General features: G+C 54.5%; 13 protein-coding genes. 6 read left to right on the forward strand and 7 right to left on the reverse strand.

Features of this window, described 5'->3' with window-relative positions; translation table 11 throughout:
• Positions 1-35: 35 nt before the first annotated feature.
• Entirely contained in the window at positions 36-272 is a 237-nt protein-coding gene (locus IH944_02665; GenBank protein MCH7903452.1) for a helix-turn-helix transcriptional regulator, read from the reverse strand.
• A gap of 58 nt (positions 273-330) precedes the next feature.
• Between IH944_02665 and IH944_02670 the strand changes: the two genes are divergently transcribed.
• Complete coding sequence (locus IH944_02670; GenBank protein ID MCH7903453.1) at positions 331-1,074, forward strand: hypothetical protein; 744 nt, start codon at positions 331-333, stop codon at positions 1,072-1,074.
• Between the two features lie 204 nt (positions 1,075-1,278).
• Positions 1,279-1,986, forward strand: coding sequence for a PD-(D/E)XK nuclease family protein (locus IH944_02675; protein ID MCH7903454.1), 708 nt, complete (start codon positions 1,279-1,281; stop codon positions 1,984-1,986).
• Positions 1,987-2,065: 79 nt separating this feature from the next.
• Here the strand turns inward: IH944_02675 and IH944_02680 are convergent, their stop codons facing one another.
• Entirely contained in the window at positions 2,066-4,927 is a 2,862-nt protein-coding gene (locus IH944_02680; protein MCH7903455.1) for an AAA family ATPase, read from the reverse strand.
• Between the two features lie 4 nt (positions 4,928-4,931).
• Positions 4,932-6,431, reverse strand: coding sequence for a hypothetical protein (locus IH944_02685; GenBank protein ID MCH7903456.1), 1,500 nt, complete (start codon positions 6,429-6,431; stop codon positions 4,932-4,934).
• A 508-nt stretch (positions 6,432-6,939) separates the two neighbouring features.
• Here IH944_02685 and IH944_02690 point away from each other — a divergent pair.
• The gene (locus tag IH944_02690; GenBank protein MCH7903457.1) at positions 6,940-7,944 is read left to right on the forward strand and encodes a PD-(D/E)XK nuclease family protein; all 1,005 of its coding nucleotides are present in this window, start codon (positions 6,940-6,942) and stop codon (positions 7,942-7,944) included.
• 102 nt (positions 7,945-8,046) lie between these two features.
• Entirely contained in the window at positions 8,047-8,307 is a 261-nt protein-coding gene (locus IH944_02695) for a tyrosine-type recombinase/integrase (GenBank protein MCH7903458.1), read from the forward strand.
• 485 nt (positions 8,308-8,792) lie between these two features.
• Here the strand turns inward: IH944_02695 and IH944_02700 are convergent, their stop codons facing one another.
• From IH944_02700 to IH944_02710, 3 genes are all read right to left on the reverse strand, one after another.
• Positions 8,793-10,538, reverse strand: a complete 1,746-nt coding sequence (locus IH944_02700; GenBank protein MCH7903459.1) for a hypothetical protein — start codon at positions 10,536-10,538, stop codon at positions 8,793-8,795.
• A 211-nt stretch (positions 10,539-10,749) separates the two neighbouring features.
• The gene (locus tag IH944_02705) at positions 10,750-11,274 is read right to left on the reverse strand and encodes a hypothetical protein (protein MCH7903460.1); all 525 of its coding nucleotides are present in this window, start codon (positions 11,272-11,274) and stop codon (positions 10,750-10,752) included.
• On the reverse strand, positions 11,240-14,164 hold the full coding sequence (locus tag IH944_02710; protein ID MCH7903461.1) for a hypothetical protein: 2,925 nt from the start codon (positions 14,162-14,164) through the stop codon (positions 11,240-11,242). The genes IH944_02705 and IH944_02710 overlap by 35 nt, the downstream gene beginning before the upstream one ends.
• Before the next feature lie 611 nt (positions 14,165-14,775).
• On the opposite strand from IH944_02710, the gene IH944_02715 reads away from it, so the two are divergent.
• On the forward strand, positions 14,776-14,961 hold the full coding sequence (locus IH944_02715; GenBank protein ID MCH7903462.1) for a hypothetical protein: 186 nt from the start codon (positions 14,776-14,778) through the stop codon (positions 14,959-14,961).
• 480 nt (positions 14,962-15,441) lie between these two features.
• A complete protein-coding gene (locus IH944_02720) occupies positions 15,442-15,897 on the forward strand; it encodes an ATP-binding protein (protein ID MCH7903463.1) in 456 nt (151 codons plus the stop codon).
• Positions 15,898-16,609: 712 nt separating this feature from the next.
• On the opposite strand, the gene IH944_02725 is transcribed toward IH944_02720, so the two are convergent.
• Complete coding sequence (locus tag IH944_02725) at positions 16,610-17,752, reverse strand: class I SAM-dependent methyltransferase (protein MCH7903464.1); 1,143 nt, start codon at positions 17,750-17,752, stop codon at positions 16,610-16,612.
• Positions 17,753-17,806: the final 54 nt, after the last annotated feature.

The raw sequence follows: 17,806 nt of genomic DNA on the forward strand, positions 1-17,806 counted from the left end.
CCTTCTGCGCACGAGCCTCGCGGCGGAGCCCGGGTCTATATCTGTTTCAGCACGTCTACAGGCGGCATATCTAGGCATGCGCAAATACTAAAAAATTCTGTGATCGTCAGATTGCGTTCCCCGCGTTCGATCTTGCCGATCGTGGCCGGGTGGAGGTCGAGCATTCTGGAAACTTCTCGCTGCGACAGGCCGCGCTTCGCCCTGGCAGCGGCAAGGATCTTGATCAGCTGTTCGGCTCTCTTGTGGGCGTGTCTTTCTCCAGCGCGAGGCACACAATTAGCCTGACTTCAACGATGGTCATTTATTGTGACCGATGAGGTACCTTGGGTCATGGCGGACAGTGCCTCTCATTCGCCGGAGCATGAGCTAACCGCTTCCAGTATTCGGAGAATCGAAGATCTCTACATAGCGAAAGGGCGGCTTGGGAACAGTGTTATTCTGTGGATTTCGCTCGCCGTCGTTTCATTCATCGCGATTCAAATTAGTCCGGCAATTGCTGACCGCGATCTTTCTGCAACGCTTTACTTCGTGCTTATGGTCCTTCAGGGGTTTCCTGTTATTGGATTGATCAGGGCAGCGGCTGTTGCACCGGATGACTTGCCTGGTGGATTCGTCAGTGCTGCGTTAACAATCCTCGTTGCGCTGCTTCCGTTTGGCTACTGGTTGCTGGTCATCAGCCTAAGTACAAGGATCAACAGGTCTATCTCAAAGCATGGATATACCGGCTCGCTAGACCAAGGCTCGATGCGCCAGTGGTGCGAAGATCGGTTGAAGCGAATTCAAAGAGCTGCGGCACCCTTGGGTACGGGGGAGGCTTTTACAAGTCTCCCGGAAGCTTACGAATCGCGAAGTGGATTGACGATCGTAGACGTTGCGAAGAAAGTGCCAAAGTTCCGAACGTGGCTCTCGGACCTCGACGATCACTTGCAAGAACACGAAGCTGGCAAGAGTCATGCGGACTTTGATCCACAGCGGCTCTCGTACGGGTTCTTGAGCGATCTGAGCCCGGAAGAGTTTCTTGAATCACCTGAAACTCGTCGCCGCGCCCTCTCGACTATTCTGGTTCATCGATAAGAATCATGAACAGCGTGGGTAACTCAAAATGGCCGTGATCACTCGGTATCGTTCTTGTGTCGTGCGCACGGTACAAAACACTGTCCCTAACAGCGTTAGGAGGAACAGTTTTTCCGCAGGCCATGAGTCGCGTTGGCCGCGTAGCTCGTGCGGTGATGTGCGCGATCAATGCAGCGTGTGCTAGAGTCCGGACAGGCGAAGGAAATGGAATTCAGGATTTCGGCTAAGAACCTCGGCGCTCTGGCGCTGCCAGGATTCTGTCCTCGGTGCGGATGGATCAAGCTGAGGCTAGGCAGCAAGCTGCCGTTCCAAATCTTTCCAGGGATATTCAGCTCGATCGACTCCTATACGAAGAAGGTCGTGCACGGCACATTCGACACGACGGGCGCATTCCCGCCGTATATTGAAAGGCTCGGTGCCATCGCGCGGTACGTCGACCCACCGCACTATACGAAGTTTAAGCGGCTCGACCCGATGAGCGGCGTTTTGATCTGGGGTACGCCCGACGCCATCCTGCAGCTCAAGGACGGATCGTACGTGATCGCCGACTACAAGACTGCGCGGTACACCAAGCACGCGGACTCTCTCGCGCCGATGTACGACGTGCAGCTCAACTCCTACGCATTCATCGGCGAGGAGAACGGCGTCTCGCCGGTCAGCTCGCTGGCGTTGCTCTACTTCGAGCCCGAGACCACCGAGGAAAATGCCATCAGCAAGGAGTCGGCTATGGAGCACGGGTTCCGCATGGGGTTCAGGTGCACGATAAAGCCGGTCGAGCGCGACCCGTCGCTGGTCACCGGGCTCCTGCAAATGGCCGCCGACCTCATGCGCCTCGACTCCCCCCGTGAGGGCAGAGATGGGTGCAAGGACTGCGCAAAGCTAGACGGGCTACTGAAAGTAGCCGGCGATTGAGCACTTCAAGCGAATACTCTGTGCCACGTCCATTTGCTCGGCCCGAAATTTACGCTCATCGACGGTTTCCGTGAATTCGCTATGAATTGGAAAACAACGATAGCGGGCTTTGGGGTGCCATCCGCTCGTCGATAACGGTTACTTCGTTGATCTTCGACCCGCCGGCTCCCCGCCATTGGAACGAGAACAGGTTGGTAGCTGTCGCGCGAGCGATGGCTATCGCCCTGGACTCCTGGTGCAACAAATGGATCAGGGTGAGAGGTCTTCCTGATCGTTTATGCAAGCGTACAAAAGACTCCATAAAGCGGCTGTACTCTCGGAACGTCGTCTCATCCATTTCCTGAGCAGGATCATCCAGCAGCATTAGCGGGATATTGAATCGACCCCGCAGTAAGTACTGCGAGATGAACCAAGCCGTCCCAAGGATATGCGCTTCGGATCTGTTCAAGATATATTTCGCCAGGCGCTCCCGCGTTATAATTCGCAGAATCTGCCCAGTACGATACCGATCCGCTTTCATTTCAGGCTTTAGGTCGTTTACCCATGAGGCTGAAGTAAGTGAGTAAACGACCTCATGCCATAGCTGCTGTATTGTCATCGGCAGGTGTTTCGTCACAATATCACTCAGGGTCTCGTTGAATCGCTTGGAGACAACATCCCAGTTTTTTGGCTCTTCAAAAACTTCGTCGGCCTCCCTCAATTCCCCTTGAATACGGTTGGCGATCATCTCAACCAACTCCTCTGTGATCGCGATTTGCTCTGGTACGGCAGGGATCTGTTCCAACGCCTGAGCGGTTGCGATGAGGGCCTTCCGCTGGTCGTCATCGCCAAGTAGCCTCTCAAAATCACTGGATGCAGCAGTAAGCCATTGCAGAGCACTCATGACTGCTTTTTGATCCGCCGTCCCGATCGGATTCTCTGGTGCGCCTGACTCGATGGCCTTGGATTGGGCAGTTTCGGTTTTTTTCGCTAATTTCTCTGCCGTGGCTTGGAGATGTTCAAGCTCCGACTCGGTCTGCGATAGCACAGTCTCTAGTTGAGCCATGATCCCACCAGTTTGAGTATAGTCAGCATTGCAGGTTGGACACTCGGAGGCGTGATCTTCCCTCCAATGTTCGTCGATAAACGCAATCGTAGCCCGGAGGTGAGCGATCCGTTCACGCGTCACTCTACCTTGGCGACGAACACGAGAAAGTTCTTCACGTTGCTTTGCCAGACCGGTCGTAGTCGCTTTGACTTTAGGCATGCGCTCTATACCTTTCTTAGACCGCTGGCTTTCCAGCCACTTGCCCCAGGTTTCGGCGTTCCTCAGTACCTCGTCCAGCTCGCCGTGGATCGGCCCGAACCGTTCCCGCGCTTCATCGACGAGCTTCTGGGCGCGACTTATCAGGCCTTGGTAGTCTTGGAGCCATGACTCGATGTAGGCATTGGTATCTCTCCTTGAATTTCGAGCTTCCACAATATCGCCTGCCAGCCTTTTGACATGCTCATCTGAATACCACTGCCTAAACTGCTCTTCGAGATTGCCTGTGGAGACGCTTTCTATGTTGGACAGGCTTTCGAGCCAAGCTGTTAGGGCTGACGGAAATTGGGCGGCATTGTCCTTCAGTGCCATTTCGGTCAGCTTGTCGTAGATAGTGCCTTTCCTCTTGATTGATGCGCTCAAGCCAAGGTCGCGGAGGTAGCGCTGACGCTCATCATTGGAATCCTTCATCCATCGGTCGACTTGGTTCTTAACTGAGTCGGCGATGACCGAGTAATTGCGGAGTACGCTCGACGCTGCATCTTCGGGGGACTGATACAAAAAATCAATGCTCAATTCTTGACTAAGGATATTGGAAGCTGCCGTCAGCCTTGCTGTTTCCAATTCGCTATCTGACCTTAAGACGAATTTGTTTTCATTCCCGGAACCAATTACATATGTGGGCGATGAATCGATATCGTCGATTGGTATGATGTATTGTTCGAGGTATTTCTGATCGTAATTCCCTGTGCCCAAACCAGCTGAAGGACTATCAGAGCAAAAGTCCTCATATTTATTAGAATGGCCGAATAGCGCCAAAGACATTGCTTCTGCAAGCGACGACTTGCCGGTTCCGTTAGGGCCAAAGAAGGTCGCACCTTTGATTGGGGATGGCCCGACATCAAAGTGGAGTGAACGTATGCAGCGAAAGTTCTTGACTGTAAACGAGCTGAACTGCGCAGCAGTGTCATAGCTTGTCCGGGATGACGCGCTCGAATCCTGTGCCGAATTAGTCGACTCGATAAAGCTTTCGATGTCTCTTGCTAGTCTCCTTTCTCCAAGATTACTGAACTTAAGCTCGAATCCGATCAGTGCTTCCTTGACACGCGTATCGGCGCTCATCCAAAGCAATGCTTCATCGCTTGCATCCATTAGCAAGACCTTTCGCAGAGTAATAAGGAGTCGCGGGAACAAGTGTTCGACAATAGCGGAATTTGGCGCAGCTTGATCATAGAATATGGCGTCGAACGAGAGCTCCTCGGAGAATCCACTTGTCTCACGAACCGCCACGATCCGATCAATCCAGCTATCTCGATGTTCGTTCGCGACGAGCCACACGAGCACCACGCGCCAAGATCCGTCTGTGTCTACCTTGGATGCGTCTTTGGACTCCAGGCCTTGCTCACGAGTCAGCAGCGAGCGATGATTCAGGGCTCGAATGATCGCTGGCTCAATGTCGCCATCAGGTGAGTAATCAAGAAAGAAGTGGATTATGCCGATTTCTGGATCGAGAAGTGCGACCGTGTCAAATTCGCCAGTCGAAGGGAGCGTCGTGCTGAGGTTTTCAGATTTCAGATACAACCACACCGGCGCATCGATCGCCATGTCTTTTCCAAAGCCGTCTCCTATGCGAATGCCGAGATTTGCCTCATACCTGCGGTCAAGATCACGTTGGACTAGATTCAGCGTGCTGCTCATCAGCTCATTCTCCTAGGACTTCGACTCCAATTCTACTTGGGTCCGAGAGATGGGTAGCCTTCTGAATCGCCGCGACTCGCGCTTTGACACGGCGTCTTTCATCATCGCTCACCAGTTCGCCCCGAACGAAGGGTACCAAAAGGACTTTCATCGTCTTGAGCATCGAGAGACTCGGATTCCAAACTGCTCGGAGCGCATTGTCGCTTAGTAGTGTGTTCGCTTTCGCGCCGATATTCGCTGGGAGTGGGATTGTCATTTCTTGATCTAGCTTGAATGCACCCGGGCACGTTTCATAGTCATATGTCTCTAGCGAGTTATCCTCAAGTTGGGTGACCAGAATACGTGCCGCGGCCCTCACGTCGTCACCCGGTCGACCGTTCAATATCATGGGGATAACATACTCCAGGCTTCCCATCTTGAATAGTGCCGGGTCTACGGGTTGCCCAAGAAGCTGGAACTGCACAAGACCCTGCCTCCAGCAATATCTTATCCAAGTCGGTAGAAAAAAATCGAACCAGTCGAGAACTCGCTTCGATGCAGTTCTTTCGTCTTCAATCTTTTCCTGGAGGGCTTCAAGTTCGGCTTTGTCATCATCGTCTGCGTAGCAAATCAAGCAATCCAATGCGTAAAGTGCGTTTATCCAACGCATGAGATTGTCTCCGGACATGCCGGCACTATCCGTTACAATCTTGACATGCGCCTTGAGTCTCGTCGTGTTGAATGTTTCGCACAAGAGGTCGTGACCTGGCACTTGCCATTCTGGATCGATGCACGTAAAGTCGTCCTCCGGCTGAATTCCAGGTCCTCCCGGTCGCCCAATGTGGTCACAAATGAGTTGCCTGAAGTACTTTTCCGATGCGGACCATCCCATAATTGTCAAGTGGCCTGAGTTTATGTCTGCTATGAGCGGAGCATAGATGCCGAGCTGTGCTGTGCTCGTTGGAACCAAATCTCTAAGTTCCTTCTCGCCTATTAAGAACCTTTCATCGCAGTCTGTCGCGGATGTTGGATCGCGGTCCCGTGCTCGCTTTGCGTCAAGGATCACACGGGCGCAGCCATGCGGCTTGTGGACTCGAAACACTTTGTTGTTATGGGCTTTCGGAAGGTCGCTAATAGCGACAATGGTCACGTAGGCGCTGCACCAGGGCTCGTCGTCTCTAGGATTCTCTTTGTCCATGCCAGCACTTAACATTGCATTTTCTAGATGGCAGTCCCAGTTCAGCGACCAGACGCTGTCCAGGAGACCCTCTTTCGCGAATCTCGCCAAAATACGATGTCGGGCTCGAGTTGGTGCTATCGACTCCAGTGCGCCGAATGCAGGATCGGTGTGCACTTCAAGCGCAACCGCAAGCTTGAGTTTCGGCTCGTCCTCAAGATTGCTCTTGAGTAAATCGATGATGTCATCAGCCCACTTATAGAGATCGCTCTTCTTATACGTTACCTTTTCTGCAAGCGGTGAGCTGACTCCGAGCAAAGTCTCTGCACTTTTTCGTCGGTTCTTCAACAGGCAAGCCGATGACGGCGCGTCTCCAAACGAAAGCCCGGCCCCAATAAGCACCACAACGCGCTCATTTGGATCACGAATTGAGGGGAACACGTGGGGAATGTGGGCTAGCGTACTCGCCATAAACTCTGTCTTTACGAAAATTGTAGGCATTGGTTTATTGCCGATTGAAGTCTATTCTGACACCTCCTCAAAGCCGAAATGTGGTAGTTCAAGCACATCCCAACTCTCGCGTGCCAGTAAGTCTCCATGCACGCCAGCAACGCTGCCTACGCCCCCCTCGATCTGCCTATGTCTCTCATTCCAGCGGGACTTAATATTGCGCAACTTTGAGTCGACCTACTCCTTCATCCACTGAGCGGCTCAGCACCCACGAAAGCCAATCGAGGATTTGCTCTCATTTTACTCAATGGGTCTCAGGATTTGCCTCGCCATAGCGACTCTACCGTCCCGGGATCGGTTGAAGATCTGTGAATGTTCCTAGGTAAGGTTGAAGCGATAAATCTTCATGGATCCAGGCGAGACGAGTCGCTACGCGCTGTTCCCCAACCTCTCCTGGTTGGGGATGCGGCGGTTCCGCGACTGTGAGCGGCGATGGTACAACGCGCATGCCGTCAACAAGATTGATCACGGCAAGACCGAACTGCACTGGGCGCTGCACAGAGAGGGGCGGCTCGCTCCTTGGAACACTATCACGGGCAGTTCTGTGGACAAAGCGATCACAGCGGCGCTGCGGTGTCGGCGCAACGGGGAGCCCTGGCCCGACGACCTGCCCCAGGTTGCCGCGGACCACGTCGATGGCTTCATCGCGTTCAGTCGGAAGTGGGCTGATGCGGTTCGCAGCAGGCAGAAGTGGCCGAGGTCCGAATACCAGCCGCTTGACCGCATCTATTACGGCGACGAGCCGACCGTGCAGGAGCTGAAGGACGTCCGCGATCGGGCGCGCGAGTGCACCGCCCGGTTCGAGCAGGGCGAGGTCAAGCGATTCATCTTCGAGCAGAATCCCGCGACGCTCGTCGTGCCGCCTGCCGAGGGCGAGGGAATCCCCTGGACGACCATTGATGGAGTGCCGACGTATACGAGCTACGACTTCATCGTGCGTACCGAGGAGGAGGTGACGATCTTCGACTGGAAGACCGGGAGGCTCACGGAATTGTCGGAGAAGAAGGCCGTGATGCAGCTGCACATCTACGCGCTGTACGCGATAAACGAGTGGGGCGTGCAGCAGGAGAGGATCAGGCTCGTGCCCGTGTGGCTCTCCGTGAGCGGGGATATGCATTCGTTCCCGGTGCAGCAGTCCGTGCTTGACAGGGTCGTCCTTGACCTGAGGAAGACCTACGACGTGCTGTTCGAGCGCATGGAACGGACAGGAGCGAACATCGCCGCGATGGAGCAAGACTTTCCGCTGACGGACGATTTGAGGGAGTGCGGGCGCTGTATGTTCCGATCGTGTGAGGGGTATAGGCGGCTGCAGGCGAAGGTCGACGAGGACAACCCGTTCGCGGGGGAGTAAGGGCGCGGTGAGCAAACGGGCCGATGGACTCAGGCGGCACTCCTATGGCTTCTTCAGGAGCTGGAACGAAGGGAATTCGTCCTTGGCCCCGAGGGAGGCCCGATGCATCAGAAGTACTTCAACGACGAACTCAAAGCGCTCTGCAAGGAAATTGGTCTGGAGCCGATCTCAGCGCACAGTCTTCGTCATACAGTTGCGACCCTGCTGATCGCCAACAATATCGACATTGCGAAGATCCAGCAACAACTTGGCCACAGCTCGATCAAGTTGACTGCCGACACCTACGGACACCTGATCAGGGCAGGCGGAAGGATCACTGCTAAGGCTCTCGACGATACGTTGCGCAGCGGCAAAGTGACTTGACCCCCCTTCCGCCGTTGCCGGAGTCCCAAGACCCCGATTGGGTTCCCATGGCTTGCTTACTTTGCAGAATTTTCAAATATTGCGCTAAGTAATTCAACCTATGGCCCTTATTGAAATTGGAGATCTGCGAGTGGATGACCAGTCCAACGACTGGTACTGCCAACCAAGACCAGGAATTGAACAGACGGCCACCGGATGCCGAAACGGCGCTCGATACTTTGAACCGCTAGCGCCCACATTGTGTGGGTTGGACGGCATGGAGGATCTCAGGGGTTCTAAGAACCCTGTTTGGCTGCCCCTGCGGAATGCACTTCAAAACGCCGCTAAGGCAGGTCGAACCTACCCGAACTCACACTCCGGGATCCGGCCGTCAATTCAGATCCTGCCACATCGATTCCTTGCCTACGTGCTTGAATGGGATCACTCGACGAAGACACACGGCAGAAACTAGTATCCGACGTCCGGTCTCATTGATTCCGCTTAGCCTAAGGCTTGGCTTCAAGTCGGCTTGCAGACCATATAAGATATACGACGTCGTCCTTGAAGATATCGCTGTGTCCACCGCCCGTGACCACAGGTCCCTCATAGATCAATCGGCTAGCATCGAGATTCACGGCGTTCGGCTGAGGTTTGGGCATCAATTCTTGCAACGGCGGTGGCGCAACAAGCGTCGAGAAGACGCCTCTTTCTCCCAGACGGGTGGTACTAGCAACTTTGCTCAAACCGACGTAGCCCGCAGCAAGTCTCCCGTTGTTGGCGAGCGGATACCAGAAACCGTTGGCTGAATCGTAAGCAGAAAACACACAAGAGACCGGCGCTTTGATTTCATTTATAAGGGCTTTCTCACGCTCGAACCAGTTGCTCGCCATCGCTGGCTGAACAAATATCAGGTCCTGCAGAACAGCCTTAGTCGATGATTTCGCACCTTGCAGGCGTACAAACTCACGAGCCGCGTTTGCAATGACCAAGCCTCCAAACGAATGGCCGATAAGGTGGATTCTGGGGCCAGCTTCATCACTTTCATTTGAAGCCAGTTCAGCCATGAGGTTCAGTAGAAACTCACCTGCTTCGCGCCCGACTTCAGCTCCCTTGCGCTGCATTTCAAAGAACGCAAGCTGGCTGTCCACGGCCTCGGCCAGCCGCATCACCGCCGATTCTTCTGAGACCATGTTTCGAAGCCAGCGAATAGGAACTCTCGCAAACTTCGCAAGCCAGTCCCGCCAATTGAAGTATTTGCTCGCGGCCTTTTCGCTGTATAACCCCAGAGGGACTTTCCCAGTTATCGACAATATGAACGAGATAAATCCGATAACCACCGCGAAACCGCCCACCCACCACCAGTTTTCATAATAAATGGACAGGCCCAAGCCCACCAAGACAAGTCCAGATCGAAAAACAAAGGTGACGATCAGACCCAAGAGTATCGGCAGTGAAGTGAGTAGCTGCAACGGCGCCCACAGTAGGATCGGGATTAGAGGGCTTCCTTGCGGACGGCTTTCGGAGTCCTTACGGTAGTAGATAAGATACCAGCAGAAGTAAAGCAAGAGCCCGAAAACCGCGATTGCAACGACGTATAGCCCAAGCCCCGTCAATACCTTCTGCCACAGTACGAAACCCGATCCGCCCGGTGTGAAGTCGAGCAGCCCATTCCAGGCCGTCTCGACATAGGCAAGCAGTATCTCTGGGATTCCGATTAGGGCTACTATTGCCGCAAGCCCTAACGTTCCGAGCAGGAACTTACCGATTGTGCGAAGTGCCCTGAAGGGACCGCCTACGGGGCGAGCCTCTTCTTGCTGGTCGGAAAGGTACGCCTTGTTCTGCGCTTCGGTATAGCACTTCCAAAGGCTACAGATCTTCTGATCAGTCGTGGCCGGCACAGACAGAGACCAGAGACGTATGGGATATTTTTCCAGTGCCTCCGTTAGATTTTTGGAGAGTGCGTCGATGTCAGGACCTAAGGCGTTTAGTTCGGAGGAGGATATCCGTGCCATGAACTCGAACATGTCCTCGAAGTCGTTGAGGAACTGGGCTTCGGTTCCGCTGGTTCTGATCGGAGGGAGGTCGAACTCTTCCCGGCAGTTCTCAATGAAGCTACTCCTTTGACGACGGCCACTCTTGTCGACCCAGCGGTCGTCCCCTGGATCGGAATGCCAGTGCAGGGCAATGAATAGAGGACGAAAGTTCGGTGGCGGGGCTACCGACGGTCTTTTGGCAAGTCTCCCCCGGGCCATCAGAACTGAAAACCTGCTTAGTAGGCGATCGTACGCGGCTACTCCTGAAAACAGGTTTCTGTGCCAACCGTGGCTGATGACGTATACGTCAGTGTAGGGATCAAGCAGCGTACTCGCGTGCCCAAGGATATCCTGTTGCACTATGTGGGTGTCCCCCGGCAAGGCTGCATCACCCAGAGGCAATAGGAAGTATGGTCTGTTCGTGCGAAGATCACTCATCTTTGGTATTCCCCTGACTTGGTAAGTCGGCCGTCCCCTGACTTGGCGAATTGGCTTTGAACAGACCGTCTCGTAGCTCTATGCGCTCTAGATCGTAGATGTCCTCTTCAACGCCCTCTGTGGACAATACGCTGGACGTTGAATGTGCATCGTGAAAGCTCGGACTCATGAAGAACCGTCTTTCACGCCACTCCGGCCAAACGGCGTGGGCCACGATCACGTCGATGTCATAGAGATATGTGGGTTTGCGATCCTTCACTAAAATGTTGTGCTCACGCGCTTTCTCCTTGTATTCTCCTTCATGCTTCTCTCGGAAAGCGCGAGTCTTGTCAATGAGTTCGCGCGTAGCGCTTTTTGACAATACACCGACCAGTTCCGATGGATAGTTAGCCTTGTCTTCGAGTAGAGCCTGCCATGCTCTGCGGCTTGAAGGGCTGAGCCGCTTGATTTTGGTGGCCACCATCGGTTTCCACGGATATTCTTTATCTGGCTCCACAGGTTCTTCTTGTTCCGTCATCTCGTGCTTCCTCCGGTATCGACTCCACTCTTGGATGTGGTGTGATCCAGTCAGTCCCGCCGCCGAGCGGTGGCACGCCGAACCCCGATGAGAGCAGGTTGCTCAAATCTCCGATCGTCGGATACATTGCGTTCTGCACGAAGATGATGCTCGTCTGCGAGACTGCGTCCCTGCCTGATTTCCGGCTAAACCAGCCGATAATCGGAATCTCCGAGAGCGGATAGATGCTGTTGAGGAACGGGATCCCCCCCCAGCGCTTTTCGGGTACTCCGAGTTTCACGTTCGTTTCGAACCGGGTCAGCTCCCTGATCTCCATGTTCGATATCTGCACCATCATACTCGCTGTGTGGCTGTCGATCCGCGGGAGCGATGGGTTCGTCCCGTCGGAGTCGAGAACGTTAGTGTTCTTGACGTAGTCGAACTGGAACCTCAGCGCCTGTCCCGTCGGATCGAACACCGGCGTTACTTTAAATTGCATGCCCGATGCAACCGCGTAGAATTCCGACGTCGGTTCCTGGTCGAAACCTTGCAATTTTCTGAGCATGTCCGGCACTTTCGAGCCGTTAGCGGCTGAGATCATATCCGCCAGGGCCAGTGCGGCGTCCACCAGGCGCTCTTGCCCGGCCAGGTCCAATTCCGCAGACGCGTTGCCCTCCACCCTCGACGCGTACCTGTTCGTGGCGAGCAACGAAGTCCGGTCGATCTTGCCGACGCTGATGCCTGGGCCAATCAAGTCCTTCTTGATTCCGTCTAGCGTAGGTATGACGAACTCCTTTTGCATATCGTCCTCGAGGCTGATCATGATTCGCTTGAGCATCTCGTCCGCAGCCGCGATCCGCGCGTTCGATTCGTCCGTTGGGAACGATCGCCGGAACCAGTCCTCACATGTCTTCCTGAATTCGTTTGCGATCAGCATGTCGGCTTTTGCTTGGTCGACTCGAGCAACGCTTTCGTAGCTCTCCTTGATTCGCTTCAGATACCTTCCCAGCCCAGCCATAGCTTGGATACTGATCCCAAACTCTTGTCTGAACCAGAGAAGCGCGGGTGTCACATAGGCCATCGTCTCCGCGATACCGGCCGCTTCTATCTGTCGGTCGAGCGGGACACGGTGCCAATCTGGCGTGCTCTTCGGATTTTCAGCTGGGATGTAGAGTTCGCAAAACCAGTAGTTAGGTTTAGCACCTATCGGCATGTCCAGCACGAAGTCCCTTGCAAGGCTAGGGAAGTAATGGCTGAACTGCGAATAGAGACCCACAATGTCCGGACTCGTTTTAATGAATCTCTCCAGAGCGGTCCGTTTCAGCGCACGCAGGACTTCCAACTGATAACCTGTCAGCCCCGCCTTCGGCGAAGTTGAGTTCCCGACGCTGATCTCTTCCATGAACTGTTCGGGAGACCACGCCTCATTATTCTTCTTCCAGCGCTGGATCTTATCGTCTTTCTCGATGGAGCACTTGAACTCGTTCATCACCGCCTCGCGGTGGTAAGGTGTTCCCAGCATATAGATGAGCAACGCCTCCCCTAGCGTCGTAGACGCCGCAGGATCCGGGAGCGTCCAGCGGGTGAAGTAGTAGTACGTGGGCGTATTCTCGACCTCGGACAAGTTCAATCCCAGTTGGAAGGCCACTTCGGGCTCATAGAAGAAGCACCGGGCGAACCTCGAACCGTCCGGCCCGTTGCCCAAGCCAGGATGCAGTTTGAGCGCCCTGGCTTGAATTTTGTTGACCCGCTTATTGAGAGCTGCTCGAAAATGCATCGTTACTCGTGCCATCTTCATTCGGGCTTCTGTCAGCCTGGCCTCAATCTTCGTGCTCGCGTCTGAGAGGGCGTTCCGTCCCCGGTTTCCGATCAAGTTGAGCTCCAGTGTCCACAGCGTGATTCGTGCCTGCGGCGTCGGGCGGTCGAAGTCGGCGATGATCTCCTTCACGATCCTCACGTCCTCTGGCAGACCGCGCAGGTAGATAGTGCTGCTGTCCGGATAGACGAAGATCTCCACGCGCTCTACAGGATCTTTCGCGTGAGGTTTGGCCTCCGCCTTCCAATACTTCGCTGCGACCCGATCCCTGCTGAACTTCTCCATCCGGCCGGCAGCCTCGATCTGTGACAGTTCTCTAGCGTCCCTGAGAGCCTTCGTCGCGTCCGCAATTGAAGTCCGGGCAGTGTTCAGGGCTGTCTGCGCGCTCGATAGCGCAGTCGCTGCCGCCGTCCTTTCCGCCGTCGCCCCCTCGAGATCTAAGGTCGCCCGCTCCTGCCTGATGGCGAGTTCATCCTTGTTCTTTTCGATTATTGATAGTAGCTGGTGACTCGCTAGCCACGTCTGTTCCTTTTGTTCTCTCCTTTTCTTGGCATCTTCGAGCTTCGCTTCACGTGCAGCCCGTTCTTCTTGAGTTTCATCGGGCGGTTCATTAGAGTGTGTGCTTACGTCTTCTTCAGCCTCGGTGACTTCTGCTTTAGCCTCGCGTTCGTTTCGCTGGGCTATTTGAACCTCTGGCTCGAGAGCCTCTACTTTACTGTTCGCGTCCAACTGCTTATTCTTGGCTATGTCCTCGGCGTCCTTCGTTGCTACAAGCCTGACCTTCGCGTCCTCGACCGCCTGAAGCTTCTGTTGCAAGGCGTTCAGGGCGTCGATGTGTTCCCCCAAGGCTCCCGCCACGGACTTGGGCTTCTTCGCATCGGCCCCTGTTTGGTCACCCGCTCGATCGTCAGGGGTTTTCGTATCGAGTGGACTGACCATTTTCCCGTTTGAGTTGAGCGTCGCAGCCAGAACGATCGGGTTCGGAAAATAGTAGAGGGTCACCATCTCCTGCACCCACCCGCTCTGATCCCGACCGTGGCTCTGCAACGGAGTCGCAAGAGAACTCAATAGAATTAGTGTTGCAATTGTGCTCATGTTTTTCAGTCACCTTCGAATGGCCTAAGCGCTGCAAGAACGCATGCACCATTGACCCTAGAAGAAAATATTACAACAGAAAACCATCATTCTCGTTGTGATTCTCTGTAACTTCTCCCCATTTCACGGTTTTTTCATGGAGCGTACGAACCTGTCGCCTCACGATGGCTTATGTAGCGTGTTCATTGGGAGCAAGGGAATCTTCGCAATCTCTTCTTGAAGAGATCGAAGCAGCAGAGGAGCGGTTAGTTCTTGATGAACGAGTGCTCGTCTGTGGTATCCACAACGATTCACACAGGAGGGAGGCAAGGCTCTGGTGGTACAATTGGGATTCTCGGACAGACCTCGCTGTTTCAAGGCGGGCTCTGGACAAGAAGCCGACCTTCGCCTGCTCCAACCCGACCATCGACAGGCTTTTTGAAGCTCTGGCAACTCGCCAATAGCTCGGACTTCGGTCCAGGGTTGATCCGCTGACTGCGATGCTCGCCTGAGCACGTAAGCAGATCCACTTCACGAGCCCTTCTCGAAGAAGGGCTCGTTACCTATCTAGAAAGAATACTGATGATGTGACTGTCAGCGAGACGTTGCGCTAGTAGGCGAAACAGATCAAAATGAGCGATCTGCTCAAGGAAGGCTTGCAACGTGAAGCAAAACTGCAAGCTTGTCGGCAGGTTGAAAGCTGGAACCAGCGAGCTTATGTTCATGATTTCAACAGCTACACCGCAGTTCTGGACGTCATTGAGGATGAAGAAACTGCTAGCCGAGTATGTTCATTGAGGTCGCAAAGGAATTGGTAGAAACTGACCGCATTAAGAGACATTTCACGATGGAATGTGGTAAGTTCGTCTTTGGAAGTAGGGATTTATTTGCGTAGCGATAGGGGCCGTTATCGACCAAGGATTTGCTCTCCCCTTGCCTTGGTTCCGGTGACGGCCCCTATCGCGCTTGGACGTCATCGTGGCGGCGTGCCAGTCCCAACTGATGTCTCAAAAGCCGCCGACGCTACCGGCGTGTTCTGAGCCAGATCGAGGAGAGGGCGGTTCGAACTGCTTCAGTGTCATATGTCGCCAGCGGCTCATCGTCCTTATGACGGTTATTACGTCGCCATGTTTGAACAGCCACAAGCCCACGCGGTCACCGTTGATAAACGGAAGCACTCATAGCGGCGGCTTCGTTCCGAAACTTGAGGGGCACCGGGAATCCGGTGCCGTGTTCAATATGGATAAAGCCCCGAAGACAGATCCGTAGAAACAAGAAGGCTTGAGTACAAGTCTGCGCTGCTTTGGAACAGGAGGAGCGGTCGAAAGGAAGGAGAGCTGCGTGCTGGCGTGCTCAGGACGATCGCAGCGTTCGCCAACTCTGACGGCGGCGATCTCATTATTGGAATTGCAGACGACGGGTCTGTTCAAGGCATCGACGACGAGGTAGCCGAGCTGTTCCAAGACAAGCACCTCGACAGATACGAGGCTCTGTTGCACGAACACGTGAAGAACTCCCTGTATCCTCACCCACACGCGGGCTACACGGTCTCGATGGAGATGCGGGGAAAACGGACTGTCTGCGTCGTCAGCGTCTCGGCGATACCAGGCGTTACGTACGTCGTCGGCAAGAATGATTCGGGGAAGAAGCAGCACGAGGTGTACGTCCGAACAGGAAATCGGACGAATCGATTGGTAGATGTTGACTGCGATCGCTTCGTAACGTCCCGCCTCGGAGGAGTCTGGCCCTATTGAGGCAAACGCCGCAGGCTCTGGGGAGACAAAGACCCGGGGCAGCCAGCCAATAAAGGCTGACCACGACATACTACCATCCGACCTTCTATGGTCTTGCTGCAGTCGAAGCAGGCCTCCGCATATGAATATGAGTCTAGCAACACGGCCAGAAACTCGATCAACGTCGAAGATTCGTGATAACATGCAGGTCGGGGATAGACAATGGAAAAAGGTGAATTGGATCGGCTTTTGGAACGCGCAAAGCGTATGGACGAGGAACAAGCGGATCCTGAGGGGTCTGGTCAGCTCGGTCAGATCGCTGGACTAGACGCAGAAGACAAGTCTAGGGAGGTCCGCGGGCAGATTGAAAGGCGATTCGAGGATATGGGCATCTTCCTAACATCAGAGGCTGTGGAACGAACGATTCGGAGCGACCCTGAGTTCATAGTAATCAACAGACCGAGGCTGATGGTAGAACGTGCCAGCCGAGTAGGATGTCGTAGCCTCGCCTGTCGCTGTGCTCTGTCTGCGTAGCCTGCGCTCCCGCCTGAGCGTATCAGATCTAACAAGTACACGTGGAGGCGAGTCCTCTGCTCGGATGATGCATTGACCGCCACTTGCATCAGAAACTCCTGTCGAGTGTTCATGACCAACGTCCAGCGGGCGATCGAGCCTGAAGCGGCAGACGGCATCAGTCGCTGGATCGCGTACAAAGGCGTTAGCGTGGACAGCATTACGGCGCTACAGGAGGATTGAGAGGGCTCTTGACAATTATCCAAGACGGCCACTCCTTTTCCTTCGTAACATGGATCGACAGACCGTGCTCTGCAGCGAACCGATCCACGGCAGCCAGATTCTCGGGCCAACGCTCGTGATAGTCGTGCCCGGCCATCACTCCTCCGGGCTTGACCTTCGGCCACCACTCGCTCAACGTGTTGCCTGACTCCTGACCGGTGTGGGCGTACCCGTCGACGTAAATGAAATCCAAGGACTCGGACTGGAACAGATTGACGGCCTCAGAGAACGAGGCGCGGACTACCGTGTTGTTGGAAGCGTACGGTTGCAGGAGCTTCACCGCGCTCACGTACCGTGCCGTGTCGTGCCCCCTGTCACCGCCCCAGCGGTCTATCGACCAAAGCATGTCCGGTTTGCCCTTCTCAAGGAGGAGTCGCGAGTAAGTACCGCGATCGACACCAAGCTCAACCCACTGACCAGTCAATTCTGCTTCTTTGAGCGCCAACGGAATGTCATCCCGGGTCTGGCACGCCTCGAACAGGTTCTCAGCGGTATGCACTATCTTGTCTCCAAGAAGCGGTTCGACCGTTATGGCGTACTGCTCTTGAAGCTCACTGATCCGCCTGAACTGCATGTCGTAGGAGCCCGGCCCACCCTCCGTACTATGGAACTCCTTAGACCTCGTGCTTCCACCATCAACGCCGATCGTGAACATGTGCTTGACTCCGATCAGTGCCAGTATCTCAATGGCACTCTCCGTCGAAGAGTACATAGCCAAAACTGGTTGCTTGTCAGGGTACTTCCTAAATCTAGTCGTCCTCATATCAAACGCGTAAAGGAGTCCGCGTTCGTGCAAGCTTCTAGCTGACTTTTCGATTGACACCCAGTGCTCAAGACTGTACTTGCCCGGGGATTGGTACCAATGCGGAATCGCTGGCAGCGCAACCGCCGTATCGGGGTTCTTCGGTTCGGTATCCAGCCACGACTCGAAGTCGTTCATCACAGCTAGAAGGCAATGCTGGAATGACGCCGTCTGATTTATGCACACGACGTGGAACTTGTCAGCGATGTCGTTCGGTCTCGCTGCGAACGACGGACCCTTGCCGGCAATGAGCACTGGCTTCGCGTTCCAGTCGGTCAACGATGCGATTCTATCGATGTTGGGGATGTTCATGGATTTGCTAGGGCATGTCCA

It is taken from the genome of Armatimonadota bacterium (assembly GCA_022563855.1).
In the GTDB taxonomy this organism is placed as follows: domain Bacteria; phylum Armatimonadota; class Fimbriimonadia; order Fimbriimonadales; family Fimbriimonadaceae; genus JADFMN01.